Annotated in this window: 23 protein-coding genes; 15 read left to right on the plus strand and 8 right to left on the minus strand. The window is 70.8% G+C overall.

What is annotated here, in order from left to right:
• Nucleotides 1–214: 214 nt before the first annotated feature.
• Nucleotides 215–1,141 (minus strand): LysR family transcriptional regulator, encoded by a 927-nt coding sequence (locus MZC64_RS28520; RefSeq protein WP_247762165.1) that lies wholly within the window; start codon nucleotides 1,139–1,141, stop codon nucleotides 215–217.
• A 76-nt stretch (nucleotides 1,142–1,217) separates the two neighbouring features.
• Here MZC64_RS28520 and MZC64_RS28525 point away from each other — a divergent pair, with 76 nt between their 5' ends.
• The 4 genes from MZC64_RS28525 (at nucleotide 1,218) to MZC64_RS28540 (ending at nucleotide 6,273) form a co-directional block, all read left to right on the plus strand.
• Nucleotides 1,218–1,943 carry a succinate dehydrogenase cytochrome b subunit gene (locus tag MZC64_RS28525; protein WP_247762167.1) on the plus strand — a complete coding sequence of 242 codons (726 nt, stop codon included), beginning with the start codon at nucleotides 1,218–1,220 and terminating at the stop codon, nucleotides 1,941–1,943.
• A 1-nt stretch (nucleotide 1,944) separates the two neighbouring features.
• Nucleotides 1,945–3,882 carry a fumarate reductase/succinate dehydrogenase flavoprotein subunit gene (locus MZC64_RS28530; RefSeq protein ID WP_247762169.1) on the plus strand — a complete coding sequence of 646 codons (1,938 nt, stop codon included), beginning with the start codon at nucleotides 1,945–1,947 and terminating at the stop codon, nucleotides 3,880–3,882.
• Nucleotides 3,879–4,619 carry a succinate dehydrogenase/fumarate reductase iron-sulfur subunit gene (locus MZC64_RS28535; protein ID WP_247762171.1) on the plus strand — a complete coding sequence of 247 codons (741 nt, stop codon included), beginning with the start codon at nucleotides 3,879–3,881 and terminating at the stop codon, nucleotides 4,617–4,619. Before MZC64_RS28530 ends, MZC64_RS28535 begins: the two co-directional genes overlap by 4 nt.
• Nucleotides 4,620–4,983: 364 nt before the next feature.
• Entirely contained in the window at nucleotides 4,984–6,273 is a 1,290-nt protein-coding gene (locus MZC64_RS28540; protein ID WP_247762172.1) for a carboxylesterase/lipase family protein, read from the plus strand.
• Between the two features lie 15 nt (nucleotides 6,274–6,288).
• On the opposite strand, the gene MZC64_RS28545 is transcribed toward MZC64_RS28540, so the two are convergent.
• Nucleotides 6,289–7,080: a lysozyme gene (locus MZC64_RS28545; RefSeq protein WP_247762174.1), complete on the minus strand. Its 792-nt coding sequence runs from the start codon at nucleotides 7,078–7,080 to the stop codon at nucleotides 6,289–6,291.
• Nucleotides 7,081–7,180: 100 nt separating this feature from the next.
• Complete coding sequence (locus tag MZC64_RS28550) at nucleotides 7,181–7,876, minus strand: alpha/beta hydrolase (RefSeq protein WP_247762176.1); 696 nt, start codon at nucleotides 7,874–7,876, stop codon at nucleotides 7,181–7,183.
• A gap of 314 nt (nucleotides 7,877–8,190) precedes the next feature.
• Here MZC64_RS28550 and ssuE point away from each other — a divergent pair, with 314 nt between their 5' ends.
• From ssuE to MZC64_RS28575, 5 genes are all read left to right on the plus strand, one after another.
• Nucleotides 8,191–8,745 carry an NADPH-dependent FMN reductase gene (gene ssuE, locus MZC64_RS28555; protein WP_247762181.1) on the plus strand — a complete coding sequence of 185 codons (555 nt, stop codon included), beginning with the start codon at nucleotides 8,191–8,193 and terminating at the stop codon, nucleotides 8,743–8,745.
• Between the two features lie 10 nt (nucleotides 8,746–8,755).
• Nucleotides 8,756–9,913 carry an LLM class flavin-dependent oxidoreductase gene (locus tag MZC64_RS28560; RefSeq protein ID WP_247762183.1) on the plus strand — a complete coding sequence of 386 codons (1,158 nt, stop codon included), beginning with the start codon at nucleotides 8,756–8,758 and terminating at the stop codon, nucleotides 9,911–9,913.
• Between the two features lie 157 nt (nucleotides 9,914–10,070).
• Nucleotides 10,071–11,750 carry a glycoside hydrolase family 18 protein gene (locus tag MZC64_RS28565; protein ID WP_247762185.1) on the plus strand — a complete coding sequence of 560 codons (1,680 nt, stop codon included), beginning with the start codon at nucleotides 10,071–10,073 and terminating at the stop codon, nucleotides 11,748–11,750.
• An 85-nt stretch (nucleotides 11,751–11,835) separates the two neighbouring features.
• On the plus strand, nucleotides 11,836–12,789 hold the full coding sequence (locus MZC64_RS28570; RefSeq protein WP_247762187.1) for an alpha/beta hydrolase family protein: 954 nt from the start codon (nucleotides 11,836–11,838) through the stop codon (nucleotides 12,787–12,789).
• Between the two features lie 35 nt (nucleotides 12,790–12,824).
• A complete protein-coding gene (locus MZC64_RS28575) occupies nucleotides 12,825–13,874 on the plus strand; it encodes a glycoside hydrolase family 19 protein (protein ID WP_247762188.1) in 1,050 nt (349 codons plus the stop codon).
• An 85-nt stretch (nucleotides 13,875–13,959) separates the two neighbouring features.
• Here the strand turns inward: MZC64_RS28575 and MZC64_RS28580 are convergent, their stop codons facing one another.
• Both MZC64_RS28580 and MZC64_RS28585 read right to left on the minus strand, forming a co-directional pair.
• On the minus strand, nucleotides 13,960–15,135 hold the full coding sequence (locus MZC64_RS28580; protein ID WP_247762190.1) for a cation:proton antiporter: 1,176 nt from the start codon (nucleotides 15,133–15,135) through the stop codon (nucleotides 13,960–13,962).
• Nucleotides 15,136–15,140: 5 nt separating this feature from the next.
• The gene (locus MZC64_RS28585) at nucleotides 15,141–15,623 is read right to left on the minus strand and encodes a cation:proton antiporter regulatory subunit (protein ID WP_247762192.1); all 483 of its coding nucleotides are present in this window, start codon (nucleotides 15,621–15,623) and stop codon (nucleotides 15,141–15,143) included.
• 69 nt (nucleotides 15,624–15,692) lie between these two features.
• Here MZC64_RS28585 and MZC64_RS28590 point away from each other — a divergent pair, with 69 nt between their 5' ends.
• The 5 genes from MZC64_RS28590 to der all read left to right on the plus strand — a co-directional run bounded on the left by MZC64_RS28590 (nucleotide 15,693) and on the right by der (nucleotide 20,063).
• On the plus strand, nucleotides 15,693–16,118 hold the full coding sequence (locus MZC64_RS28590) for a MarR family transcriptional regulator (protein ID WP_247762194.1): 426 nt from the start codon (nucleotides 15,693–15,695) through the stop codon (nucleotides 16,116–16,118).
• 144 nt (nucleotides 16,119–16,262) lie between these two features.
• Nucleotides 16,263–17,024, plus strand: coding sequence for an SDR family NAD(P)-dependent oxidoreductase (locus tag MZC64_RS28595; protein WP_247762196.1), 762 nt, complete (start codon nucleotides 16,263–16,265; stop codon nucleotides 17,022–17,024).
• Nucleotides 17,025–17,227: 203 nt separating this feature from the next.
• Nucleotides 17,228–17,977, plus strand: coding sequence for a (d)CMP kinase (gene cmk / locus MZC64_RS28600; RefSeq protein WP_247762198.1), 750 nt, complete (start codon nucleotides 17,228–17,230; stop codon nucleotides 17,975–17,977).
• The gene (locus MZC64_RS28605) at nucleotides 17,974–18,660 is read left to right on the plus strand and encodes a lysophospholipid acyltransferase family protein (protein ID WP_247762200.1); all 687 of its coding nucleotides are present in this window, start codon (nucleotides 17,974–17,976) and stop codon (nucleotides 18,658–18,660) included. Before cmk ends, MZC64_RS28605 begins: the two co-directional genes overlap by 4 nt.
• Nucleotides 18,657–20,063 (plus strand): ribosome biogenesis GTPase Der, encoded by a 1,407-nt coding sequence (gene der / locus MZC64_RS28610; RefSeq protein ID WP_247762202.1) that lies wholly within the window; start codon nucleotides 18,657–18,659, stop codon nucleotides 20,061–20,063. Before MZC64_RS28605 ends, der begins: the two co-directional genes overlap by 4 nt.
• 24 nt (nucleotides 20,064–20,087) lie before the next feature.
• Here the strand turns inward: der and MZC64_RS28615 are convergent, their stop codons facing one another.
• From MZC64_RS28615 to MZC64_RS28625, 3 genes are all read right to left on the minus strand, one after another.
• The gene (locus MZC64_RS28615) at nucleotides 20,088–23,588 is read right to left on the minus strand and encodes a hypothetical protein (RefSeq protein ID WP_247762204.1); all 3,501 of its coding nucleotides are present in this window, start codon (nucleotides 23,586–23,588) and stop codon (nucleotides 20,088–20,090) included.
• Nucleotides 23,581–23,922 carry a hypothetical protein gene (locus tag MZC64_RS28620; RefSeq protein ID WP_247762206.1) on the minus strand — a complete coding sequence of 114 codons (342 nt, stop codon included), beginning with the start codon at nucleotides 23,920–23,922 and terminating at the stop codon, nucleotides 23,581–23,583. The genes MZC64_RS28615 and MZC64_RS28620 overlap by 8 nt, the downstream gene beginning before the upstream one ends.
• Before the next feature lie 233 nt (nucleotides 23,923–24,155).
• A complete protein-coding gene (locus MZC64_RS28625) occupies nucleotides 24,156–24,503 on the minus strand; it encodes a helix-turn-helix domain-containing protein (RefSeq protein ID WP_247762208.1) in 348 nt (115 codons plus the stop codon).
• Between the two features lie 72 nt (nucleotides 24,504–24,575).
• Between MZC64_RS28625 and MZC64_RS28630 the strand changes: the two genes are divergently transcribed.
• Nucleotides 24,576–25,376, plus strand: coding sequence for a group II truncated hemoglobin (locus tag MZC64_RS28630; RefSeq protein WP_247762210.1), 801 nt, complete (start codon nucleotides 24,576–24,578; stop codon nucleotides 25,374–25,376).
• Nucleotides 25,377–25,400 lie beyond the last annotated feature (24 nt).

Here is a 25,400-nt window from a genome sequence, read left to right on the forward strand (position 1 = left end):
CTTTGCCACGTCTCGTTCCCTCCGGACTCTCCGTCAATTCTACTTGGGGACGTGTCCGGAAAACTCGGGGCACCTCATACGCCGAGTTGGCCAAACTCGTACGCCCGGTTGGCCAAACTGGTACGCCAAGTTGGGCCAAGCGGGCCCGGATCGGCCAACGAGCCGTCCGGATCGGCCAACACGGCGTCCACAACGGCCAACACGGCGTGAGTGTTCAGGGGCCTAGCAGGGCCTCCACGCCGCGTGGGAACACCGCGTCGCGCACGTACTCCAGGACCGTGTCCCGGAAGGCCGCGGCCGCGTTGGTCAGCGCCACATCGGTCCGGTGTGCCAGCGCGATGGTGCGCGGGATCCCCGGCGGCGCCAGTGGGGTGGCCCGCAGGCCGGGCCGGTTGACCAGCACCAGACTCGGCACCAGCGCCAGGCCGAGCCCGGTTTCCACGAACCGCAGCACCGCGTCCATCTCGCCGCCCTCCACCGCGAACCGCGGTTCGATCCCGGCCCGGCGGCAGGCGGCCAGGGTGGCCTCGCGCAGGTCGTAGCCGGGGCGGAACATCACCAGTTCCCGCGCGGCCAGCTCCTCGATCTTGAGGTGGGTCCACCGGGTCAGCGGCTTCGCGCTGGCCGGGCTGGCCACCACCAGGGGTTCGCGCAGGATCGGCGTGGTGGTCAGCGCGGGTTCGGCGCCGCTGCCGGGCACGATGATCAGCGCCAGGTCCAGTTCGCCGCGGGTCAGGTCCCGGACCAGGTCCTGCGAGCCGCTCTCCTGCACCACCAGGCGGATCCCGGGATACCGGTCGCGGAAGCGGCGCAGCACCTCGGCGACCAGGCTCACGCACATGCTCGGCGTCGCGCCCAGCCGGACCCGGCCGCGGCGCAGGCCGACGAGTTCCTGGACCTCCAGCCGCGCGGTGTCCACATCGGCCAGGATGCGCCGGGCCAGTGGCAGCAGCGCCTCGCCCGCCGGGGTGAGCGCGATGTTGCCGCGGGCGCGGCTGAACAGCGGGGCGCCCAGCTCCTCCTCCAGGACCTTGATCTGCTTGGAGAGTGAGGGCTGCGCCACATTCTGCAGGTCGGCGGCCTGGGTGAAGTGCCGGGTCTGCGCGACCGCCAGGAAGTACCCGAGCTGCTGCAAGTTCATTTCGATAGCGTAGGGCTATCGAGTCCAGCCATTCCATATATTGGACGACTCGTCGCAGCGCTCCTACCGTCGCTCCATGGCTGTTCCCAGCTTGACCACCGCCGTCCCACCACGGACGCCGACCGGCCGTGTCCGCCGGTCGCCCCGGATCTCCTCGGTGATCCTCAAGGCCGTCATGGCCGTGACCGGACTGGCCCTGTTCGGCTTCGTCGTGGCGCACATGGTCGGCAACCTCAAGATCTTCTTCGGCGCCGAGTCCTTCGACAGCTACGCGCGCTTCCTGCGCACCGTCGGCGAACCGCTCATCCCGGAGCGCGGACTGCTCTGGATCATGCGGATCGGGCTGCTGGTCGCGGTCTTCGCGCACATCATCGCCGCCACCATGCTGGCCCGCCGCGCCCGCAGGGCCCGGCCGGTGCGCTACCACCACCGGAGCAAGGTGCAGGGCAGCTACGCGGCCCGGACCATGCGCTGGGGCGGGGTGATCATCGCGCTGTTCGTGCTCTACCACCTGATGGACCTGACCCTGCTGTGGCTCAACCCGCACGGGGTGCACGGCGAGGCGTACAACAACGTCACCTCGGATTTCCAGCGCTGGCCGGTGGTGCTGGTCTACACCCTGGCGGTGCTGACCCTGGGCTTCCACCTGCGGCACGGGGTGTGGAGCGCGCTGCGCAGCCTCGGCCGCGGCCGGGCCCGCACCGAGGCGCGGCTGCGGCTGATCGCGCTGACCGTGGCGGTGCTGATCTGCGCCGGTTACCTGTCCGTCCCCTTCGCTGTGCTGACCGGGTTGGTGAGCTGACATGAGCTATTTCGTCGAGGGCGACCCGATCGCCGACACCCGGGCGCCGGACGGCCCGATCGAGAGCCGCTGGGAACGCCGCCGCTTCGGCGCGCGGCTGGTCAACCCGGCCAACAAGCGCAAGCTGAGCGTGATCGTGGTCGGCACCGGCCTGGCCGGCGGTTCGGCCGCGGCCACCCTGGCCGAACTGGGCTACCAGGTCAGCTCCTTCTGCTACCAGGACAGCCCGCGCCGGGCGCACAGCATCGCCGCGCAAGGCGGGATCAACGCGGCCAAGAACTACCGCAACGACGGCGACAGCGTGCACCGCCTGTTCTACGACACGGTCAAGGGCGGCGACTTCCGGGCGCGGGAGTCCAACGTGCACCGGCTGGCCGAGATCAGCACCCAGATCATCGACCAGTGCGTGGCCCAGGGCGTGCCCTTCGCCCGCGAGTACGGCGGCCTGCTGGACACCCGCTCCTTCGGCGGCGCGCAGGTGGCCCGCACCTTCTACGCCCGCGGCCAGACCGGACAGCAGCTGCTGCTCGGCGCGTACCAGGCGCTGTCCCGGCAGATCCACGCCGGCCGGGTCACCATGCACCCGCGCACCGAGATGCTGGACCTGATCGTGGCCGACGGCCGGGCCCGCGGCATCGTGGTCCGCGACCTGGTCTCCGGCGAGGTCTCCACCCACTTCGCCGACGCGGTGGTGCTGGCCACCGGCGGCTACGGCAACGCCTTCTACCTCTCCACCAACGCCAAGGGCTGCAACACCACCGCGATCTGGCGGGCGCACCGGCGCGGCGCGCTGTTCGCCAACCCCTGCTACACCCAGATCCACCCGACCTGCATCCCGGTCAGCGGCGACCACCAGTCCAAGCTGACCCTGATGAGCGAGTCGCTGCGCAACGACGGCCGGGTGTGGGTGCCACAGCAGGCCGGGGACACCAGGCCGCCCAATGAGATCCCCGAGGACGAGCGCGACTACTACCTGGAGCGGATCTACCCCAGCTTCGGCAACCTGGTGCCGCGCGACATCGCCTCCAGGGCGGCGAAGAACGTCTGCGACGCCGGCCGCGGGGTCGGGCCGGGCGGGCTGGGCGTGTACCTGGACTTCGCCGACGCGATCCGCCGCCTCGGCCGGGACGCGGTCTCGGCCAGCTACGGCAACCTGTTCGAGATGTACCAGCGCATCACCGGCGAGGACCCGTACTCGGTGCCGATGCGCATCTACCCCGCGGTGCACTACACCATGGGCGGGCTGTGGGTGGACTACGACCTGCGCAGCACCATTCCAGGGCTGTTCGTCATCGGCGAGGCCAACTTCTCCGACCACGGCGCCAACCGGCTCGGCGCGAGCGCGCTGATGCAGGGCCTGGCCGACGGGTACTTCGTGCTGCCCAACACCATCGGCGACTACCTCGCCGACGGCCCGTTCGAGGCGGTGGGCGCGGAGCACCCGGCCGCGGTGGACGCGGTCGCCGGGGTGAAGTCCACTGTGGACAAGCTGCTGTCGGTGAACGGAACGAGAACAGTGGATGACTTCCACCGCGAACTCGGTCGCCTGATGTGGGACCACTGCGGCATGGAACGCAGCGAGGAGGGCCTGCGCAAGGCCCTGGAACGCATTCCCGAGCTGCGCGCGGAGTTCTGGCGCGAGGTCAAGGTGCCCGGCACCGGCGAGGGCCTCAACCAGGCACTGGAGAAGGCGGGCCGGGTGGCCGACTTCTTCGAGCTGGCCGAGCTGATGTGCGTGGACGCCCTGCACCGCACCGAATCCTGCGGCGGCCACTTCCGCGCCGAGAGCCAGACCCCCGACGGCGAGGCCCGCCGCGACGACGAGCAGTTCAGCTACGTCGCCGCCTGGGAGTTCGCCGGCGCGGGCCAGTCACCGGTGCTGCACAAGGAAAACCTCGCCTTCGACCACGTCACCCCCAGCCAGCGGAGCTACAAGTGAGACTGACCCTCAACATCTGGCGCCAGACCGGGCCCGAGGACAAGGGCAGGATGGTGCGCTACCAGCTCGAAGAGGTCTCCGAGGACATGTCCTTCCTGGAGATGCTCGACGTGCTCAACGAGAAGCTCACCCTGGCCGGCGACGAGCCGGTGGCCTTCGACCACGACTGCCGCGAGGGCATCTGCGGCATGTGCGGCATGATGATCAACGGCATCGCGCACGGCCCGGAAAAGGCCACCACCGCCTGCCAGCTGCACATGCGCCACTTCGACGACGGCGACTCCATCACCATCGAGCCGTGGCGGGCCGCGCCGTTCCCGGTGGTCAAGGACCTGGTCGTGGACCGCAGCGCCTTCGACGAGATCATCCAGGCCGGCGGCTACGTCAGCGCCCCCACCGGCAGCGCCCCCGACGCGCACGCCACCCCCGTGCCCAAACCCGACGCCGACACCGCCTTCGAGGCCGCCGCCTGCATCGGCTGCGGCGCCTGCGTGGCGGCCTGCCCCAACGGCTCCGGCCTGCTGTTCACCGCCGCCAAGGTCACCCACCTCGGCCTGCTGCCGCAAGGCCAGCCGGAACGCGACACCCGGGTGATCAACATGCTCACCACCCATGACGCCCTGGGCTTCGGCGGCTGCACCAACGCGGGCGAATGCACCACGGTCTGCCCCAAGGGAATCCCCCTGGAATCGATTGCCCGCCTCAACGCCGACTACCTCAACGCCAAACTCCGCTAACCCCTCCCAGCGTGTTGGCCGTTCTCGTACGCCGAGTTGGCCCAAGTGGTACGGGTCGTTGGCCCAACTGGGACGCCGAGTTGGCCCAACTCGGCGGGTGCCCGTCCACAACGGCCAACGTGGCGTACGAGTTCGGCCAACACGCTGGATCAGTTAATTCGAAGCTTGGAACAAGGTGACCGGTCGGTTGGTTTTCCTGGTTATGCTGCGTTGTGGAGGACGGCCGGATGCCTGGCTGGGGGCTCCAGGAGCGCCAGAAGAACGAGGAAAGACCGATGATGGTTGCGTGTCCGGGGGGTAAGGGCTTTCCGATCAAGGCTGGGTCGCCGGACCTGCCGCCGCCGTGGTTCCAGGGGGCCACGCGGTGACCGAGGTGCTGGCGGCCACGTCCCACGGTCGGGTCCGGGGACAGAGTGCCGACGGAATCGTCCGTTTTCTGGGTATTCCCTACGCTTCCGCCCCGCGGGGGATCGGACGGTTCGCCGCGCCGGAGCCGGTGCGGCCGTGGGACGGGGTGCGGGCGGCCACCGAGTTCGGTGCCACCGCGCCCGCGGCGAGCCTGCACGGGCCGGGACTGGAGTTTCTGGTCGAACCGGCCATTCCGGGCGCGGAATACCTCAACCTCAACGTGTGGACGCCGGGCGTGGACGACGCGCGGCGGCCGGTGCTGGTGTGGATCCACGGTGGCGCGCACGTCACCGGGTCCGCCGCCCAGCCGATCTTCGACGGGCGGGCGTTCGCGGCCAACGGGATCGTGTTCGTCTCGGTCAGCTACCGGCTCGGCGCGGAAGGCTACGCCTATCTGCCCGACGCCCCGGCCAACCGGGCGCTGCTGGACCAGCGGGCCGCCCTGGAGTGGGTCCAGCGCGAGATCGGTGCCTTCGGCGGTGATCCGGACCGGGTCACGGTGAGCGGCAGCTCGGCAGGCGCCAGCGCGGTGCTGTCCTTGCTGTCACTGGACACCGGGCTGCTGCACCGCGCCGTGCTGCAGAGCGCGGCCGCCCGCTCCGCACTGTCCACTGTGGACGCGGAGCGGATCGCCAAGGAACTCGCGGACCAGGCCGGGGTGCCGGCCACCGCGGCCGGACTGGCCACGGTGGCGCCGGAGCGGCTGGCCGAGCTGTCCAGCGGACTGGCCCTGGCCGTCATGGCGGATCCGGATCCGGTGCGCTGGGGCGAATCCGTGGCCAACTCCTCGATGGCTTTCGGCCCGGTGCTCGACGGGCAGGTCCTGCCGCACCACCCCTACCAGGCAGTCCTGGACGGTGCGGGCCGGGACACCGAACTGCTGATCGGTACCAACTCCGACGAACTCCTGTTGCTGGCCAAGGACGAGGCGGCCGCGGCCGCGCTGACCGAGCTGGTCTTCCGGGAACCGGTGTACGCGCTGGCGGAGTCCAGGGCCGGCGCCGCGGCCACCTACGTCTACGAGTTCGGCTGGCGTTCGCCGGTGCCCGGCGCGGGGGCCGCGCACGGACTGGAACTCGGCTTCGTCTTCGACAACCTGGGTCACTCGACCCTGGAAGGCGAAGCGCCGCCGCGGGACCTGGCTCGCGCGGTCAACCTGAGCTGGACCTCCTTCGCGGCCAACGGGGATCCGGGCTGGCCGCCGTTCACCGACGACACCCCGTTCGTCCGCTGGCTGGGCGGCTGAACCCGCGGCGCGGGGTCAGCCCTTGGCGAAGACCCTGAGCCGGTCCAGGGTGCCGTTGAACTCGTTCTGGTCGCCGGGGAACGTGCCCTTGTCGTTGAACTGCCAGAAGGTGTGGAAGTTCCACCCCGCGGGCCGTTCCCCCGGCGCCTCGGCGTACCTGGCCAGCCACAGCGGATGGTCCTGGCCGAAGGACGGATCGTTGCCGGTGCACTGCTTCCACCAGTTGGTGGTGGTGTAGATGGTGGGATGCCGCTTGGCGCGCTTGACGTACTGGTCGCTGAACTCCCGGATCCAGGCCACCATCGCGGCCGGGCTCTTGCCGTAACACGTTGGGCCGTAAGGGTTGTACTCGATGTCCAGCGCGCCGGGCAGGGTGCGTCCGTCGCCGGACCAGCCGCCGCCGTTGTCCACGAAGTAGTCCGCCTGGGCCGCGCCGCCGGAGCGGTCGGGCAGCGCGAAGTGGTAGGAGCCGCGGATCAGCCCGACCCCGGAGGAACCGTTGTACTGGCCTTTGAACTGCGGGTTCTTGAACCCGGTGCCCTCGGTCGCCTTGACGTAGGCGAAGGTGGCGCCCTTGCTCTTGACCTCGGCCCAGTTCACCGCGCCCTGATGGCCGCTGACGTCGAGCCCAAGCGGCTTGCCGCTGGGCTGGTACACCGTGCCGTCCCTGGTCTCGGCCGCGCCCGCGCCGGCGAAGGCGCGTTCGGCGCCGGATTCCGCGGCCTGGGCAGGGGCAGCCGCGGCGAACAGCAGCAGTGCGATGGTCGCCAGCTTGCACGACCTTGCACCCGGGGTAGAGAAGGTCATGTCGCGGACGGTAAGCGGTGCTGTCCGATTCCGCCGGGCGGCACCACGGCGAATCACCCGATCTTGGTGCCGCCTTGTCCCCCCTTCCGGGGACCCGGTGTCAGAACGTCGACCGAATCGAGACTCGCAGCGCCGGGGTGGAGTAGCGACTGGTCCTCGTCTGCTCCAACAGCTGCACGATCTGTGCCGCTACGCTCCGGTGATGGCTGTCGTGCAGCACGTCGTGCCTGCTCTCGGCCACGGTGACGAAGCGTGACTGGCGCAGCCGCAGGGCCAGCGTCCGGGCGGTGAGCGGCGGGCACAGCACATCCGCGTCGCCGTGCAGCACCAGCACCGGCAGGTCCGGCCCACCGGCCAGGGCCGCCTCGGCCAGCGCGGGCGGCACCGGGGTGCGCAGCAGCTCGCCGCGCCGCAGCCGCTCGTCGGCGGCCAGTTCGGTCCGCGCCTCGGTGTTGTGCAGCCGCAGCTTCAGCTCGTCGTCGAAGTCCAGGGTCTCGCCGTCGGCGGGCAGCGCGCCGCCGGGCACCCCCGCGGCGATCACCGCGCGCACCGCCGGCTCGAACCGCGCCACGTGCAGCGCGAGCAGCGCGCCGGTGTCCGCGCCGAGCAGGTACAGCGGGCCTTCGGCCGTCTTGGCCAGCGTGTGCACGCGGGCCAGCGCGAGTGCTGGTTCTGGCTCGGGCAGGTCCGCGACCCGCACCTGGTAGCCGTCGACCGCCAACCGCGCGGTCAACCTCGAATAGCGGTCGGCGTGCTCGCCACGGCCGGGCAGGACGACCAGGGTTCCCCGGTTCATGATTCGCACGCTAGGAATTGGCCGGGGGCCGGTCAATCACGTCCCAGGGAACGGGAACCGCCGGGACGCGCCGTTGACAGTGCCACCCGGACCTGTTGCCATCAATGGCGTGTCCCCTTCGACGCCTCTCGTCCGGCGCCGGCACGTCGACCTCGTCCGTGTCGCCGCCCAAGGCTGTCCGAATTCTCTCAGCTAGTCCAGGAAACTCGCCGTGCTCGCGGAGGGCAACGGTTTCGAGTACGCGCTGAGCCAGGTGCGCTGCATCGTCGGCTGGGGCGCGGCCTACCGGCACGAACTCAGCTAGGGAGCAGCGTATGCCGACGATTCTGGTGATCTCCGGAAGTCCTTCCGCCAGCTCGAAAACCGCGGCCCTGGCCGAACAGCTCGCGGACCGGCTGGGCGAACAGGACCATCGGGTGCGCGCCGTCGCGGTGCGCACCCTGCCCGCCGAGGCACTGCTCGCCGCCGACCCGCACCATCCGCGGATCGCCGAGGTGGTGCGGGCCATCGCCGAGGCCGACGGCCTGGTGGTCGCCTCCCCGGTGTACAAGGCCGCCTACACCGGGGTGCTCAAGGCACTGCTGGACCTGTTGCCGCAGTTCGCCTTTGCCGGCAAGGTGGTGCTGCCGCTGCTCACCGGCGGCAGCCCGGCACACGTGCTGGCACTGGACTACGCGCTGCGGCCGGTGCTCAACTCCCTGGGCGCGCACCACATCGTGCAAGGCTATTTCGTGCTGGACAAGCACATCGAGCGCACCGACACCGGGATCGCGCTCGCCGAGGACGCCGAACGCACTCTTCTGTCCATTGTGGACACCTTCTCCGCCGCGGTGCACCGGCGCCGCGGCGAACTGCTCGCGGCCAGCTGATCGGACTCCGATGACCCTCACCTGCCACTGGTTCCTGCCCACCTACGGCGACAGCCGCTACCTGGTCGGCGGTGGTCACGGCGTGCACACCAGCACCGCGGGCGGCGCCCGCCCGGCCACCCTGGCCTACCTCGGCCAGATCGCCCGCAGCGCCGAGCAACTCGGCTTCGCCGGCGCGCTCACCCCGACCGGGGCCTGGTGCGAGGACGCCTGGCTGTCCACCGCGATGCTCACCGAGGTCACCGAACGCCTCAAGTTCCTGGTCGCCTTCCGGCCAGGGCTGCTCTCACCCACACTCGCCGCGCAGATGGCGGCCACCTACCAGCGGCATTCCGGCGGACGGTTGCTGCTCAACGTGGTCACCGGCGGGGAAAGCCAGGAACAGCGCGCGCACGGCGACTTCCTGAGCAAGGACGAGCGCTACGCCCGCACCGGGGAGTTCCTGGACATCGTCGGCCGGCTGTGGCGCGGCGAACGGGTCAACCACACCGGCGCGCACCTGGCCGTGGAGGGCGCCGAGCTGACCAGGGTGCCGGATCCGGTGCCGCCCATCTACTTCGGCGGCTCCAGCCCGGCCGCCGGCGCGGTTGCCGCCCGGCACGCCGACGTCTACCTCACCTGGGGCGAACCACCCGCGCAGGTCGCGGAGAAGGTCGCCTGGATCCGGAAACTGGCCGCCGAAGCGGGCCGGGTGGTGCGGTTCGGCATCCGGCTGCACGTGATCGCCAGGGACACCGCGCAACACGCCTGGGCCGAGGCGCAGCGGCTCCTGGACGCCCTGGATCCGGCCACAATCGAGGCAGTGCAACAGGGTCTGGCCCGCAGCGAGTCCGAGGGACAGCGGCGGATGATCGCGTTGCACGGCGGATCAACGGACGGCCTGGAGATCTCGCCGAACCTGTGGGCCGGGGTCGGCCTGGTGCGTGGGGGAGCGGGCACCGCGCTGGTCGGCAGCCACGAGGAGGTCGCGGACCGGATCGCGGAGTATCACGCCCTGGGCATCGAGGAGTTCGTGCTGTCCGGGCATCCGCACCTGGAGGAGGCCTACTGGTTCGGCGAGGGCGTGCTCCCGGTGCTCGCCCGCAGAGGCTTGTGGCGCAACCCGTTCGACCAAACGGCGCAACCCGCCGCCGCCATCCCGTTCGCTCAACCCGCAGCCCACCGGTAGGCCGGTTCTGTTCACACTCTTGACACAGCAGAGTGGTCTAGTCCATTTTGGGTTCACGCCAGTCTCGGTGTGAGCCGCACTACAACACGGCTCCACGCCGAGAGCAACACACCGCCGCCAAACGGTTGTCCGTTGCTCGCGAGGTGTGGAGGTTGTCGTGACGCGCAGACGTCAGCAACTGCTGGTGGGACTTCTGGCCGTGGCCACGGCCGCGTTGGGACTGGGGGTCCCGGCGATCGCGGCCGAACCGAACCTGGCGGCCAATCCCGGGTTCGAGCAGAGCACCGCGGGCTGGACCTGCACCGCGGGCGGCAGCACGGTGGCCAGCCCGGTGCGCTCCGGCTCGGCGGCGCTGACCACCACCCCGGCCGGGCAGGACAACGCGCGCTGCTCCCAGTCGGTGCCGGTGAAGGCGAGTTCCAGCTACACGCTGACCGCGTGGGTGCAGGGCAGTTACACCTACCTGGGCGCCAGCGGCACCGGCGGCACCGACGTGAGCACCTGGAGTCCGGGCAGCAGTGCCTGGACCCAGCTGTCCACCAGCTTCACCACCGGCGCGAACACCAGCCGGGTCACCATCTACACGCACGGCTGGTACGGCCAGGGCGCCTACTTCGTCGACGACGTCGCGCTGACCGGCCCGCCCGGCACCGGCGACCCCGACCCGCAGGCCCCCGCCACCCCCGGCGGGCTGAGCGCGGGTTCGCCCACCAGCTCCTCGATCTCGCTGTCCTGGTCGGCGGTCTCCGGCGCGGCCGGCTACCACGTCTACCGCGGCGGCAGCCGGGTCGCCAGCGTCACCGGGACCTCCCACACCGACACCGGCCTGAGCCCGTCGACCAGCTACTCCTACCAGGTCAGCGCGTACAACACGGTCGGTGAGTCCACCCGCTCGGGCGCGGTGTCGGCCAGCACCACCGGCGGCACCGGCAACCCGGGTGGGCCGCTGCCCAAGCGGATCCTGACCGGGTACTGGCAGAACTTCGTCAACGGCGCGGCGAACCTGCGCATCCGGGACATCGACCCGCAGTACGACCTGATCGCGATCGCCTTCGCCGACGCGCTCACCACCCGGCCCGGCGCGGTCGGCTTCAGCGTCGACTCCGGACTGTCCAGCGCGCTGGGCGGGTACAGCGACGCGGACATGATCGCCGACATCGCGGCGAAAAAGGCCCAGGGCAAGCGATTCGTCTTCTCCATCGGCGGCGAGAAGGGCAACGTGGACTTCAGCAACGCGGCCAACATCGGCGCGTTCGTGGAGACGATGACCGCGCTGATCCGCAAGTTCGGCGTGGACGGGGTCGACATCGACCTGGAGCACGGGCTGCACGCCGCGAACGTGGCCAACGCGGTCCGCCAGCTGCGCAACACCTTCGGCGCGAACTTCATCTACACCATGGCCCCGCAGACCCTGGACGTGCAGCCCAGCGGCCGGTACATGCCGCTGATCGAGGCCACCAAGGACATCCTGACCGTGGTGCACACCCAGTACTACAACTCCGGGTCGATGAACGACTGCAACGGCGGCGTGGTGCACCAGGGCAACATCGACTTCATCACCGGCCAGGCCTGCATCCTGCTCAAGACGTTGCGGCCGGACCAGGTGGCGCTCGGCGTGCCCGCCTCCACCAGCGGCGCGGGCAGCGGGTACGTCTCGCCCTCGGTGGTGAACAACGCGGCCAGCTGCCTGGTCAAGCTGCAGAGCTGCGGCGCCTTCAAGCCCGGCGCGGCGGCGGCCGATCTGCGTGGCGTGATGACCTGGTCGATCAACTGGGATCACAGCAACGGCAAGCAGTTCGCCAACACGGTCAAGCCGCACCTGAACTCGCTCGGCTGAGCCGTTCCCGACCGGCGGTCCGCGCAGCCGCACTCCCATCCGGGTGCGCGGGCCGCCCCATCACCCACGCCACCTGGGGGATTCCATGCGACTTCGTGCGCTGCTACTCGTGTTCGCCTTGCTGCTCAACGTGTTGCTCGCCGTCCCGGCCACCGCGGCGGAGAGCGGGGCGCGGATCGTCCGCTCCACCACCCTGTCCGAGCGGCTGGTCGAACTGGCGGTGCGCTCGGATGCGTTGGGCGGCAAGGAGGTCGGCGTCCGGGTGCTGCTGCCGGCCGGGTACCGGGAGCAGCCGGGGTGGCGCTGGCCGACGTTGTTCCTGCTGCACGGGTGCTGCGAGGGCGAGACCGGGTACCGATCCTGGACGGTCAACATGGACGGCGCGGCGGCCACCGCGGGCGCGCAGGCGCTGATCGTGATGCCCGAGGGCGGCGCGGCCGGGTTCTACTCGAACTGGCTGGGCGACGGCCCGGCCTGGGAGAGGTTCCATCTGGGTGAGCTGAAACGGTTGCTGGAGAAGGAGTTCCGGGCGAACCAGCGGCGTGCGGTGGCCGGACTGTCGATGGGCGGGTTCGGCGCACTGTCTTACGCTGCAAGGCATCCGGGCTTGTTCAGCTACGCGGCCGCGTACAGCGGGGTGGTGCACACCCGGTACCAGGGTTCCCGCGGCACCGACCTGGTGCAGCGGATCCTGACCGAACGCGGCTTCGACAAGAACGCGCTGTGGGGCGATCCCGTTGCCCAGGAACGGATCTGGCGCGCGCACAACCCGTTCGACCTGGCCGCCCGGCTGCGCCACACCCCGGTGTACCTGGCCAGTGGCGACGGACGGCCCGGACCGCTCGACCCGCCGGGGTCGACCCACGACTGGGTGGAGGAACTGCTCGGCGAGCAGACCGGGTCGCTGGCAAAGGAGTTGCGGCGCAACGGGGTTGCGCTGAGCACTGATCTGTACGGGGCCGGTCGCCACAACTGGCCCTACTGGGAGCGCGCCCTGAAGCACTCCCTGCCGATGCTGCTCCGCTCCATCGGCGCATGACGCTGATCCCTGTGCAGAGCACTGAAGGAGCCACCATGAAACGCTTCATCGGACTGGCGCTGGCGGCACTCGTCGCGGGCGCACTCGCCCTGTTCGTCCCCACTCCGCAGGCCGAGGCCGCCGCCTGCGCGGCGGGCTGGAACGCGAGTCAGCAGTACACCGGCGGGGCCCAGGTCTCGCACAACGGCCGCAACTACTCGGCGAAGTGGTGGACCCAGAACGAAACCCCCGGCGGCGCGGCGGTGTGGGCCGACCAGGGCGCCTGCGGCGGCGGGGGCGGCACGCCGACCTGCAGCCACCCGAACTGGGTGGCCGGACAGCTGTACCCGGCAGGTTCGATCGTGCGCTACACCGACGGCAAGTACTACCGCGCCAAGCACGAGAACCCGGGCTACGACCCGGTGATCAGCACCTGGTATTGGGAGCCGTACTCCTGTGACGGCGGCGGCGACCCTGGCGACCCGGGCGCGTTCGTGGTGAGCGAGGCCCAGTTCAACCAGATGTTCCCCAGCCGGAACCCCTTCTACACCTACCAGGGTCTACTCAACGCGGTCGCGGCGTTCCCGGCCTTCGCCAAGACCGGCACCGATGTGGTGCGCAAGCAGGAGGCGGCCGCGTTCCTGGCCAACGCCAACCACGAGACCGGCGGCCTGGTGCACATCGTGGAGCAGAACACCGCCAACTACCCGCACTACTGCGACCGCAGCCAGCCCTACGGCTGCCCCGCCGGTCAGGCCGCCTACTACGGCCGCGGCCCGATCCAGCTGAGCTGGAACTTCAACTACAAGGCCGCCGGTGACGCGCTGGGCATCGACCTGCTGGGCAACCCCTGGCTGGTGCAGAACGACCCGGCGATCGCCTGGAAGACGGCGCTCTGGTACTGGAACACGCAGAACGGGCCGGGCTCGATGACCCCGCACAACGCGATGGTCGGCGGCCACGGGTTCGGGCAGACGATCCGGAGCATCAACGGGTCGCTGGAGTGCGATGGCAAGAACCCGGCGCAGGTGCAGAGCCGGGTCACCGCCTACCAGAACTTCAGCAACATCATCGGTGTCACCCCGGGCGGGGGCCTGTACTGCTGACCCCCCCCGGCGACACACGCCGAGTTGGCCCAACTCGTACTCCAGGTTTGCCCAACTGGACGTACGAGTTGGGCCAACTCGTACGTCAGGCGGTTCTCGTGCGCAGGGCGACCGCCTTGCGCGCCAACGGTTCCACCACGCGGGCCGCGACCGGGCCGAAGACCGCCATCAGCAGCACGTAGGCGGTGGCGAGCGGGGCGAGTTGGGAGTCCACCGCGCCGGAGGCGACCGCCAGGCCCGCGATCACGATGGAGAACTCGCCTCTGGCCACCAGAGCCGCGCCGGTTCTCAGCCTGCCGAGCCGGGCGATGCCCTGCTGGCCCGCGGCGAACCAGCCGGTGAGCATCTTGGTCGCGGTGGTCACGATGACCAGGGCCACCGCGACGCCGAGCACCGGCGGCACGTCGCGCGGGTCGGTGTTGAGGCCGAAGACCACGAAGAAGACCGCGGCGAACAGGTCCCGCAACGGTTCGAGGAGCTTGGTGGCGTTCTCCGCGGTGGAGCCGGAGATCGCGATGCCCAGCAGGAAGGCGCCGACCGCGGCGGAGACCTGGAGCTGGGAGGCCAGTCCGGCCACCAGCAGTGCCAGACCCAGGACCCGGAGCAGGAAGACCTCGGGATCGGGGCTGTCGACCAGGGTGGAGACGTAGCGGCCGAACTTGATCGCGATGATCAACACGACCGAGACGGCGAGCAGGGCGATGCCCACAGTGGACAGTCCGCCCCAGAAGCTCACGCCGGCCAGCAGGGCGGTGAGCACCGGGAGGTAGACCGCCATCGCCAGGTCCTCGAAGACCAGGATGGACAGCACCACTGGGGTTTCCCGGTTGCCCAGGCGGCCCAGATCGCCCAGCACCTTGGCCACGATGCCGGAGCTGGAGATGTAGGTGACCCCGCCCATGGCCAGCGCGCCGATCGGGCCCCAGCCCAGGATGAGCGCGGCGGCCACGCCAGGGGTGGCGTTGAGGACCAGGTCGACGACCCCGGCCACCCAGGACCGCTTGAGCCCGGTGACCAGTTCGTTCGCCGAGTACTCCAGCCCGAGCAGTAACAGCAGCAGCACCACGCCGATCTCGGCGGCGATGCCGGTGAACTCCTCGATGCCGGTCAGCGGGACGATGCCGCCCTTGCCGAAGGCGACGCCGCCGATCAGGTACAGCGGGATCGGCGAGACGCCGATCTTCCAGGCCAGCCGGCCCAGCAGACCGAGGCCGAAGAACACCGCGCCGAGTTCGATCAGAGCCAAAGCCGTGTGGTGCACCAGGATCAGCCCTTGTCGAGGATGTCCGCCGCGGCCTTGAGGCCCGGACCGGTGCCCACGACCACCAGCAGGTCGCCGCCGCCGAGGATGTAGTCCGGCTTGGGGGAGGGGTGCACGCTGCCCGCGCGCACCACCGCGACGATGGACGCGCCGGTGCGCGAGCGCAGCTCGGTGTCACCCATCGGCCGCCCGTCGAACGGCGAGCCGGGGGAGAGCGGCAGCTGCTTGGTGGTGACCCCGGCGAGTTCGTTCTGCTCGGCCCGGAGCTGAGCCACCAGCTGCGGCGCGCCCAGCAGACTGGCCAGCGCGCCTGCCTCCTCGGTGGAGAGCGGGATCGAGGCCACGCACGCGTCCGGATCGTCCGATTTGGACGCGATCAGCTCGAAGTGGCCGTCCCGATGGGTGATCACCCCGATCCGGCGGCCGGTCTTGGTCAGGAAGTCCTGACGGGTGCCGATTCCAGGCAGTGGCGTGACCTCGACATGCACGTTTCCACCCTAACTCGTCCTGCGGCTTGCGGAATCCATAGCCGACTATGTAACCTTACCATCGTCAGGGTGAGCCTCCGACGGCACGATTCCTACCAACTGCTCGCCGCCTTCAAGCGGTGGCGACGGCCACTGGACTCGGCGCTGGGCGAGGCCGGTCTGTCCGCCGGGCAGGACTTCCTGCTCGACGAGCTGTGGCGGGAGGACGGTCTGTGTCAGGCCGAACTCGTGCAGCGGCTGGGGGTCGAGCAGCCCACGGTGGCCAAGGCGGTCAAACGCCTGGAAGCCGCGGGGTTCCTGCGCCGGGGCGCGCATGAGCGGGACGCGCGCAAGGTGCGGATCTGGTTGACGGAGCGGGGACGGGCGGCTCGGCCGGCGGTGGAGGAGGCTTGGCGGGAGGCGGAAGTCCGGCTGGGCGCTGGGCTCGCCGAGGGGGAGCGGGCGGAGCTGGTGCGACTGTTGCGCCGTAGCTTCGGCGGCGAATCGCCGGCTTGATCCGCGCCCACGTGCCACTTGGGCCAACTCGTACGCCCGCTTTGGCCAACTCGGCGTACCGGTTGGGCCAACTCGACGGGATGTGGCTGGGCTTGCAGGTTTTTGACCAAATACATAGCCGACTATCTATCTGGGGAGATCATCATGTCTGAACATGGGGCAACCGCGCTGGTCACCGGGGGTTCTGGGCTGCTGGGCACGGCGATCAGCCGGGTGCTGGCGGCGGCGGGGCATCCGGTGGTGCTGACCTATCAGCGGGCCGCCGAGCGGGCGGAAACCCTGGCCGCGGAGCTGCGCGAGGCCGGGACGCCCGCGCTGGCGCTGCCGTTCGAGTTGGGTGATCCGGACGGGGCGGCGGCTCTGCTCGGGGCGATCGAGGCGGCCGGGTTCGGGCCGGTGGGCGTGCTGGTGAACAACGCGTTGCCGCAGCCGGACACCCGGCGGCCGGACTTCTCCCCCTTCGTCGAGGCGGCGGACGCGAGTTGGCGGAATCTGGTGCGGCACAACGTGGAGGGCACGCTCTCGCTGATCCGTGCGGTGCTGCCGGGCATGCTCGCGGCGGGGCACGGGCGGATCGTGTCGATCTCCTCCACGCTGGTGCACTCGGGGCTGCCGGGGGCGGTCGCGTACGGGGCGGCCAAGGCCGCGTTGCACGGGGCCTCGCGCAGCCTGGCCTGGGAGGTGGGGCGGGCCGGGATCACGGTCAACCTGGTCACGCCGGGGCTGATCGCCTCCAAGCGGGCCGAACTGGAGATCGGGGACGCCATCGCCGGGGTGACGGCGGGCACGCCGATCGGCAGACTGGTGACCGCGGACGAGGTCGCCGCGGCGGTCGGGTTCCTGGCCTCGGCGGGGGCCGCGGGCATCACCGGGAGTGAGATCGTGGTGGACGGCGGCAAGGACTAGGCCCGCTGCCAGGCCGATTTGATGTGACCGCTGCCACCTTGGTCCCGGCCGGACATCAGTGCTGGTGAGCTGATTTCCGTGCCGGGGCAACGGCATCCGGGACTGCCGGATCGGCAGTTGTGTTCCGGCTGGTGCGGGCGGGTCCCGGCCGAGGCGGCACAATATCCGGCGGACGCTTGTTGGGGTAGGCGAGGAGGCTCACGGTGACACAGGGCGTGCGTGGTGTGGTGGCGGTGGACGGTCCGGCTGGTACCGGCAAGTCCACGGTCACCCGGCGGCTCGCGACCGCACTCGGCGCCCGGTACCTGGACACCGGCGCGATGTACCGCGCCGCCACCCTCGCCGTGCTGCGGGCCGGAGTCGACCCGAACGACGCGGGCAAGGTGCTCGCCGTGGTCGAGGGCACCCGGATGCTGGTCGGCACCGACCCGCTGGGCCCGACCATCGAGCTGGCCGATCCGGACCCGGCCGACCTGGAGCGCACCGAGGACGTGGCCGCCGAGATCCGCGGGCCCGAGGTCACCCTCGCGGTGTCCCCGGTCTCCGCGGTGCCCGCGGTGCGCGAGCTGATCGTGGCCCAGCAGCAGCAGATCATCGCCGACGTGGTGGCCGCGGGCGGGCGGATCGTGGCCGAGGGCCGCGATATCGGCACCACGGTCGCCCCGGCCGCCGATCTCAAGATCTACCTCACCGCCTCGGCCGAGGCCCGCGCCCAGCGCCGGGTCGACCAGGACGTGCGCGCCGGGCGGGCCGCCTCGGTCGAGGCGGTGCTGGCCGACGTGCAGCGCCGGGACACCTACGACTCGACCCGCAAGACCTCGCCGCTGCGCAAGGCCGAGGACGCGATCGAGGTCGACACCACCGAACTGGACATCGACGGCGTGGTCGCCCGCCTGGTCGAACTGGCGGAGCAGGCTGGCCTGAGCGCGGTGCCGGAGCGGACCGGGCCGTGACCGAACGCCCCAGCGGCCTGCCCGAAGGCGCCTGGCCCTGGTTCAACGACTTCTGCCGCGGCCTCGGCACCGTGGTCGCGCGCACCCCGTACCGCCTGCACCTGCACCGCAAGGAGCGGATCCCGCGCACCGGAGCGGTGGTCATGGTGGCCAACCACACCGCCTTCCTGGACGGTCCCGTACTCTTCTGTGTGCTCGGTCGCCGATCGGTGTTCCTGGTCAAGCACGAACAGTTCCAGGGCCCGCTCGGCAAGTTCCTGCGGCGGCTCGGCCAGCTCCCGGTGCGCCGCGGCGCCCCGGACCGGACGCCGCTGCTGACCGCGGTGCGGCTGCTGCGCGACGGCGGGCTGGTCGGGGTGTTCCCGGAAGGCACCAGGGGCACCGGCGAGGTGGTCAAGGCCGCCAACGGCGCGGCCTGGCTCGCCCGATCGGGTGGCGCTCTGGTGTTGCCCGTGGCGTGCCGTGGCTTCCGCCGTCCGGAAGGATCAGGGCGCCGGTTCCGGCCGCGCGTGGACGTGCTCTTCGGCACGCCGTTCGCGCTGCCTGCCGGCAAGGGCAAGGCCGCCCTGACCGAGGCGACCGAGGTGATCCGCGGGCACCTGGCCGAACTGGTCGCGGAGTTGGACGTGATGCGTGCCGGGTACCCGGGCAACGCCGAGCAGCAAGAAGGAGACAGCGCGTGAGCCTGGACGGCACATGGACTGATGAGGCCGACTGGGCCGCGGTGGAGAACGCGATCGAGGACGGCGGTATCGAGGACGGCGCCAAGCCGTTGCCGGTGCTGGCCGTGGTCGGCCGCCCCAACGTGGGCAAGTCGACCCTGGTCAACCGCATTCTGGGCCGCCGTGAGGCGGTCGTGCAGGACGTGCCAGGGGTGACCCGCGACCGGGTGACCTACGAGGCGATGTGGAACGGCCGCCGCTTCAACGTGGTCGACACCGGCGGCTGGGAGCCCGACGCCAGCGGTCTGCAGGCCGCGGTGGCCGCGCAGGCCGAGTACGCCATGCGCACCGCGGACGCGATCATGGTCGTGGTGGACGCCACCGTCGGCGCCACCACCACCGAGGAGACCGTGGCCCGGCTGCTCCGCCGCGCCGACCGCCCGGTGATCCTGGTGGCCACCAAGGTCGACGACGACCGGCTCAACGCCGACGTGGCCAGCCTGTGGTCGCTCGGTCTCGGCGAGCCCTTCCCGGTCAGCGGTCTGCACGGCCGGGGCAGCGGCGACCTGCTGGACAAGGTCCTGGAGGTGCTGCCGGAGAGCCCGCGGGACGACTTCCGCGCGCCGGTGGGCGGCCCGCGGCGGGTGGCCCTGGTCGGTCGGCCGAACGTGGGCAAGTCGAGCCTGCTGAACAAGCTGGCCGGCGAACAGCGCTCGGTCGTGCACGATGTCGCGGGCACCACGGTCGACCCGGTCGACTCGCTGATCGAGCTGGACGACGAGGTCTGGCGCTTCGTGGACACCGCGGGCCTGCGCAAACGAGTGAACTTCGCCCAGGGCGCCGAGTACTACGCGTCGCTGCGCACCCACTCCGCGATCGAGACCGCCGAGGTCGCCATCGTGCTGCTGGACGCCAGCACCCCGATCAGCGAGCAGGACCAGCGGGTGATCACCATGGTGGTCGAGGCAGGCCGCGGCCTGGTGCTGGCCTTCAACAAGTGGGACCTGGTCGACGAGGACCGCCGGCTGGCCATGACCAGGGAACTGGAGCGGGACCTCAAGCGGGTGCCGTGGGCCGAGCGGGTCAACATCTCCGCGCTCACCGGCCGCGCCGTGGCCAAGCTCGCCCCGGCGCTGCGCACCTCGCTGAACTCCTGGGAACGCCGCGTCCCGACCGGCCAGCTCAACTCCTGGCTGTCCGACCTGATCGCGGCCACCCCGCCGCCGGTCCGCAGCGGCAAGCAGCCGAAGGTCCTGTTCGCGACTCAGGCCGCGGTGCGCCCGCCGACCCTGGTGCTGTTCGCCTCCGGGTTCCTGGAGGCGAGCTACCGGCGGTTCATCGAGCGCAAGTTCCGCGAGGAGTTCGGGTTCGCGGGCACGCCGGTGCAGGTGTCGGTGCGGGTGCGGGAGAAGCGGAAGAAGTAGGTCTTGGCGGGTCTCCGGCGGCGGTCAGTCGCCGGAGATCACGGCCAGTTCCTGCTCGATGGTGTCGATGGCGCTGGGCAGGACGCGGACCAGCTCGCCGACTGCGTTGTCCAGGTTGTGCAGCTGGATCGCCCGCGCGATCAGTCGCACTGCGCGCTCGGGTGTGTGAGCGGCGATCTCGATCAGCATCCCGGCCTGGAAGTCGCGGCTGCCGACTCTGATGGCCATTTCCGCCTCGTCGAGCAGTTCCGCGCGCCGGGCGGGGTCGGCCTGTGCCACTGCCAGCAGCGCCCGCATCCGGGAATCAGACCTGACGATCGTCCTGGCGAGCCGCCTGGCGCGGTCGAGGTCACCGCGGGCCGCCAGGTGCCGGACGCATTCGCGCAGCGACTCGCCGCGTTGGAGCCTGGGGAGAGCGCTGATCAGCTCCTCCGCGCGGTCGAAGTCGCCAATCCGGGCCAGACCGGCGACGATCCCGGGCATCACCTCGGGTTTCTCCTCGAGGTCCAGTTGTGCCAGCGAGGCCATGCGTTCCACCTCGGCCAGCAGTGCCGCCGATTCCTGGTCCTGGCCGAGCCTGGCGTGTCCCAACGCGGCCGCGCCCAGCGCCGCGAACCGGAGGTCGACCAAGGTCAGCGATCGTGCGGTGGCGACCGCCCGGTCCACCAGTTCGGCCGCTCGCGGTCCGTCATGGCTGGCCATGCTCTCGGCCATGCGCGCGAGCAGTTCCTCCCGCAAGCGCGGGTCGTCTTCTTCGTCAGCGTGCGCCTCGACCTCGTCGATCAGCTCGGCCTTACCGGCGTCCGCGACCGACAGCAAGGCCCAGTATTTGGCCCGGTGGGCGGGGATCGTCCGGGCGATCGCCTCCGCACGCGGGAGGTCGCCGCTGGTGGCCAGGCGCTCGGTGAGGTAGGTGGCGGCCACCGCCCGCCAGTCTTCGGGAACCGTGTCGGCCAGGGTCTTGGCCTGGTCGAACGCGCCCGCGTCAAGCAGGGCCTCGGCCAGCAGGCACAGCAGATTCCCCCGCCCGGCGCCGTTGTCACTGCCCCGGGCCCACGGCTCGGCCTTGCCGAGCAGGCGGACGGCCCGTGGGTGGTCCCCGGCTCGGTTGCACGCCTGCGCGGTGGAGAGCAGCGTCTTCGCCAGGCGAACCCGGTCACCGTGTGCTCTGACGTAGGCGTAGGCGTCACTGACCAGGGCGAAGGCTTGATCCACTGCTCCCGCTCGCGCGTGTGCCGTGGCCACGGCGATCAACGAGGTCGCGTGTGTGCTGGGAGCCCCGATGGCCCGCGAGTTGGCCTCGGCGCGGTCCAGGTCACCGAGCCGTACCAGCGCCGTGGTGATGTCGGCCTGGGCTAGGGCCCGGTCGTAGGTGTCCTCGATGGCCTCGGCGAGCCAGACCAGGGCCTGCTGCCGGTCGAGGTCCGCGGCGACCAGCGCCATCGCCTCGACCTTCGAGGTCTCGTATTCCATGCTCAGGATGATCGCCGCGCTCCGGCTCAGGTCGCCGCCGCGGGCGAAGGCGATCGCGACCTCCCGCAGCGCGTTGTCCCGGGCGTTGGCGGGGATGCCGCGGGTGACCGTCTCGGCGCGGTCGGCGTCTCCGCATCGCGCCAGCACCCTGGCCAGATTGTCCAGCAGCCAGGGCTCATCGTGGTCCGAAACCGAGGGCAGCAGCCGCTCAGCCTCAGCGGCCAGCCTGCACGCGCTTGTCACCTCGCCCAGGTGAGCGCGGGCCATGGCGATCTCGGTCAGTTGCGCGACCCGGTCCACCGGGTCGGGGTGGGCGGGCGCCGACTCGACCGCGGTGATGATCTCGATGGCTGATTCGGTCTCGCCGCAATCGAAACACGTCAGCGCGAGGTCGAGCAGGATCCCGGATCGGTCCTCGGGGGCAGCGGCGGCGGCCTGGTCTTCGACCTGGCGCACCAGTGCGGCCGCTCGGTCATGGTCGCCGATGCGGGCGTGCGCCGCTGCGAGCCGGAGTAGGTCCTTGTGGCCCCTGGCCAGCGGCGTGGCCTCCACGAGCAAGGTGGTCGCCCGGACGGGATCGGCGAGTGTCTCCGCGAGTGCCAGCAGCCCGTCAAAGCGGGTGGGGGCCGAGGTGAGGAACTGGAGCAGGGCCTCGGCGCGGCTGACCTGGCCCACCATCGCCCAGGCCGCGGGAAGCCCGGCGGGGATGTCGCTGTGTCGGTCGTTGAGGTGGTCGCGGTGGATGGCCAGGCGGGTGATCGCGGTCAGGTCCGGCTGCTCCCGCTCGACATGTCCCGCCAGCACCGACACGATCTCGGCGAGGGCGTTGCTGTCGCTGCCCGAGTACTCGTGCATCCGCTCCTGCCACCGCGGATCGGTCACCAGCGCGGTCAACCGCTCCAGATCCCCCAGCGCCGTCAGCATCGTGTGATAGCCACGAACCAGGTACTCCGGCGTGCCAGCGGGCCACCCGCGATCGCGGTAGCCGTCCGCCCAGGCGTGCAGCCGGTCGCGATAGGCGTCCAGGCGAGCTGGGCCGAGCATGTCCTGGGCGGTGAGCTGGATGTCTTCGTGGCCCAGCAGGAAGACCTCGGGGGAGTTTTCGGGGAAGTAGTGGCTGTCGCGGCGGGCGAAGCTGCGGCCGGTCACCGTGTTGAGGTGGCTGGCGACCTCCCACGGTGAGCAGGTGGTCAGTTCGGCCAGATCGAATTTGGTCAGGCCGCCGCCTGCCGCGGTGAGCAGGCCCAGGAGGTCCTGTTCGAGCGGGGTGCCGCCGAGCAGGCCGTGCAGGTCCCGTTCCATCTCCCGGCGGATGGCTTTGGCGGCGGGGGAGGGGGCCAGGGGGCGGACGATGTCCTTGGCGTGCAACGGGTGGTGCGGGGGGACGTCGGCGGGGACGGGTGGGTTGGGGCGGCCTGCGACCAGGACGCGCATGCCCGCCGGTGGCGTGTCCGGGAGTAGGGCGGCGATGCTGTGGGCGTCGGGGCCGGTGGTGACGCCTCGATCCTCGTCCAGGCCGTCTACCAGCAGGATCAGGTGTTCGCCGCGGTCCTGGCAGAGCTGGGCGGCGTGGTCCAGGCGGGCCAGCAGGTGGGGTTCGCGGGTGGACTCGGTGAGGAACGGGGGGACGGTTTCGCCGAGTAGGGCGAGGAGTTGTTCCAGGAGGTTGTCCAGGAAGGCTGATCGGTTGTTCTGGCCGGCCAGGCGGGCGGTGATGAAGAAGGAGATCACCCGCACCCCGGGCGGCGGGTTCAGCACGAACCAGGACAGCAGGGCGGTTTTGCCGGACCAGGCGCTGGCCTGCCACCAGCGGTAGTGGCCCGCGGTGTCGGGGGAGGTGCAGAACTCGGCCAGCTCGGCGAGTTCGCGCTCGCGGTCCAGGAGTTGTGGGGGTGCGATCCGTCTTACCTGGTGGCGGTAGTTGGTGCGGACGGGGACGCCGGTGAGCAGGTTGACGTCACCGATGTGCACGCCGGTGTTGGCGTAGCCGCCGGAGCTGGTGGTGGCTGGGCCGGTGTCCCGCACCTTGATGTGGCGAGGTTGGTCAGTCAAGCCGGATCCCGGTGTTGGCGTCACCGCCGCCGGAGTTGGCATCGCCGGTGTTCTTCGCCTCGGCGGTGCCGTTGGGCTTGCCGCGGATGCCGGTGTTCGCGCTGCCGGAGCCGGTCGCGGTGGCCTTGCCGGTGCCAGAGACCCGGATCGTGCCGCCGGGTTTGGTTGTACGCAGGGCCGCCCAGACCGCGATGCCGACCGAGGCCACCGCGCCCAGGGCGGAGGCGGTGGTGGCGATCTTGTTGGCGTCGTCCCAGCGGCTCAGCGCGAGCCAGATCAGCAGGCCCGCGACCACGAGCAGGGTGAGGATCAGGACGAGTCGACCGGGCTTCATCCGCCTACCCTCGCACGTCCGACCCGGGGCGTGACACTCGGTGACGAGCGTTCCGCCTCCGGGGGGCGCTGGCCGGCCAGGGGGGATGGGCAGACCAGCGCCCGGTGTGGGCCCGCCAAAGGGGGGAGGGACAGGCCCACGATGCGACAGCGTATCGGGAGTTGGGCTCGACTTCTGGCGAGTTCGAACAGCTCGCTCGAACGAGTTTTGCCGACCGGGTTCGCGTAGCGCGGTTACGGCAGCGGTTCGAAGGCGATGCCGCGGCTGGCCGCCCGGTCCACACCCCAGGCGTGCAGGGCGGTCAGGGCCGGGCCGAGTGCGGCGCCCTCGGCGGTGAGCCGGTACTCCACGTGCGGCACCTTGCCGTCCAGGCTTTCCCGTCGTACCAGGCCAGCGGCCTCCAGCTCGCGGAGTTGCTGGGTCAGCATCTTCTCGCTGACCCCCGGCATCCGGCGGCGCAGTTCGCCGTAGCGGTGCACCCCTTCCTTGAGGTGGGCCAGGATCACCGGTTTCCACCGGCCGCCGATGATCTCCACCGCCAACTCGACCGCGCAGTGATAGCGCCTCGGGCGTGTCGCCATGCTCGTTCTCCCCAGGTACGTACCGAAAAGTGCGTGGTTGCCCGGTCCGGCCACCGCTGGTTGCCTGACCGGGTGATCGTCGAATACCTGCGTTACACGATTCCACCCGCCGCCGCCGCGGACTTCGAGGCGGCCTACGCACGGGCCGCCACCGCACTGGCCGGTGCGCCGGAATGCGTGGACTACGACCTCAGCCGCTGCGTGGAGGATCCGTCGAAGTATGTGCTGCGGATCCGCTGGACCTCGGCTCAGGCGCACCTGGGCGGGTTCCGGCAGGGGCCGTACTTCCCGCCGTTTTTCGCCGAGATCCGCGGCTACGTCGGCGACATCGAGGAGATGCGGCACTACGAGCCGACGCCGGTGGCCGGCCAGGGTGGGGCGCGGCCGCCGACGCTGTACGACTGGGCGGGCGGGCACTCGGCCCTGCTGCGGCTGACCGAGGTCTTCTACCGCCAGGTGGCGCAGGACCCGGTGCTGGCGCCGGTGTTCCGGGAGATGGATCCGCGGCACGCCCAGCACGTGGCGACCTGGCTCGGCGAGGTGCTCGGCGGCCCCGCCGACTACAGCGCCGGGCACGGCGGGCACCCGCACATGATCGCCGGAGACCTGCTTGGTCAGGGTCGACCATGTTTCCGTCACCTCGGCCGCGGCATCACCGAGGCGCAGCGCCGCCGCTGGGTCACACTGCTGCAGGACGCCGCCGACGAGGCCGGACTGCCCGCCGACCCGGAGTTCCGCGCCGCCTTCGCCGGGTATCTGGAATGGGGCAGCCGCCTGGCCGTGCTGTTCTCCGCACCCGGCGCCACCCCCAACGCGCACGAGCCGGTGCCACACTGGGACTGGATCAAGCCGCCCTGGCAACCCAGCGCTTGACCTTCACATCAGTGTGAAGGTTCG

Source organism: Crossiella sp. S99.2 (assembly GCF_023094165.1).
GTDB lineage: Bacteria > Actinomycetota > Actinomycetes > Mycobacteriales > Pseudonocardiaceae > Crossiella.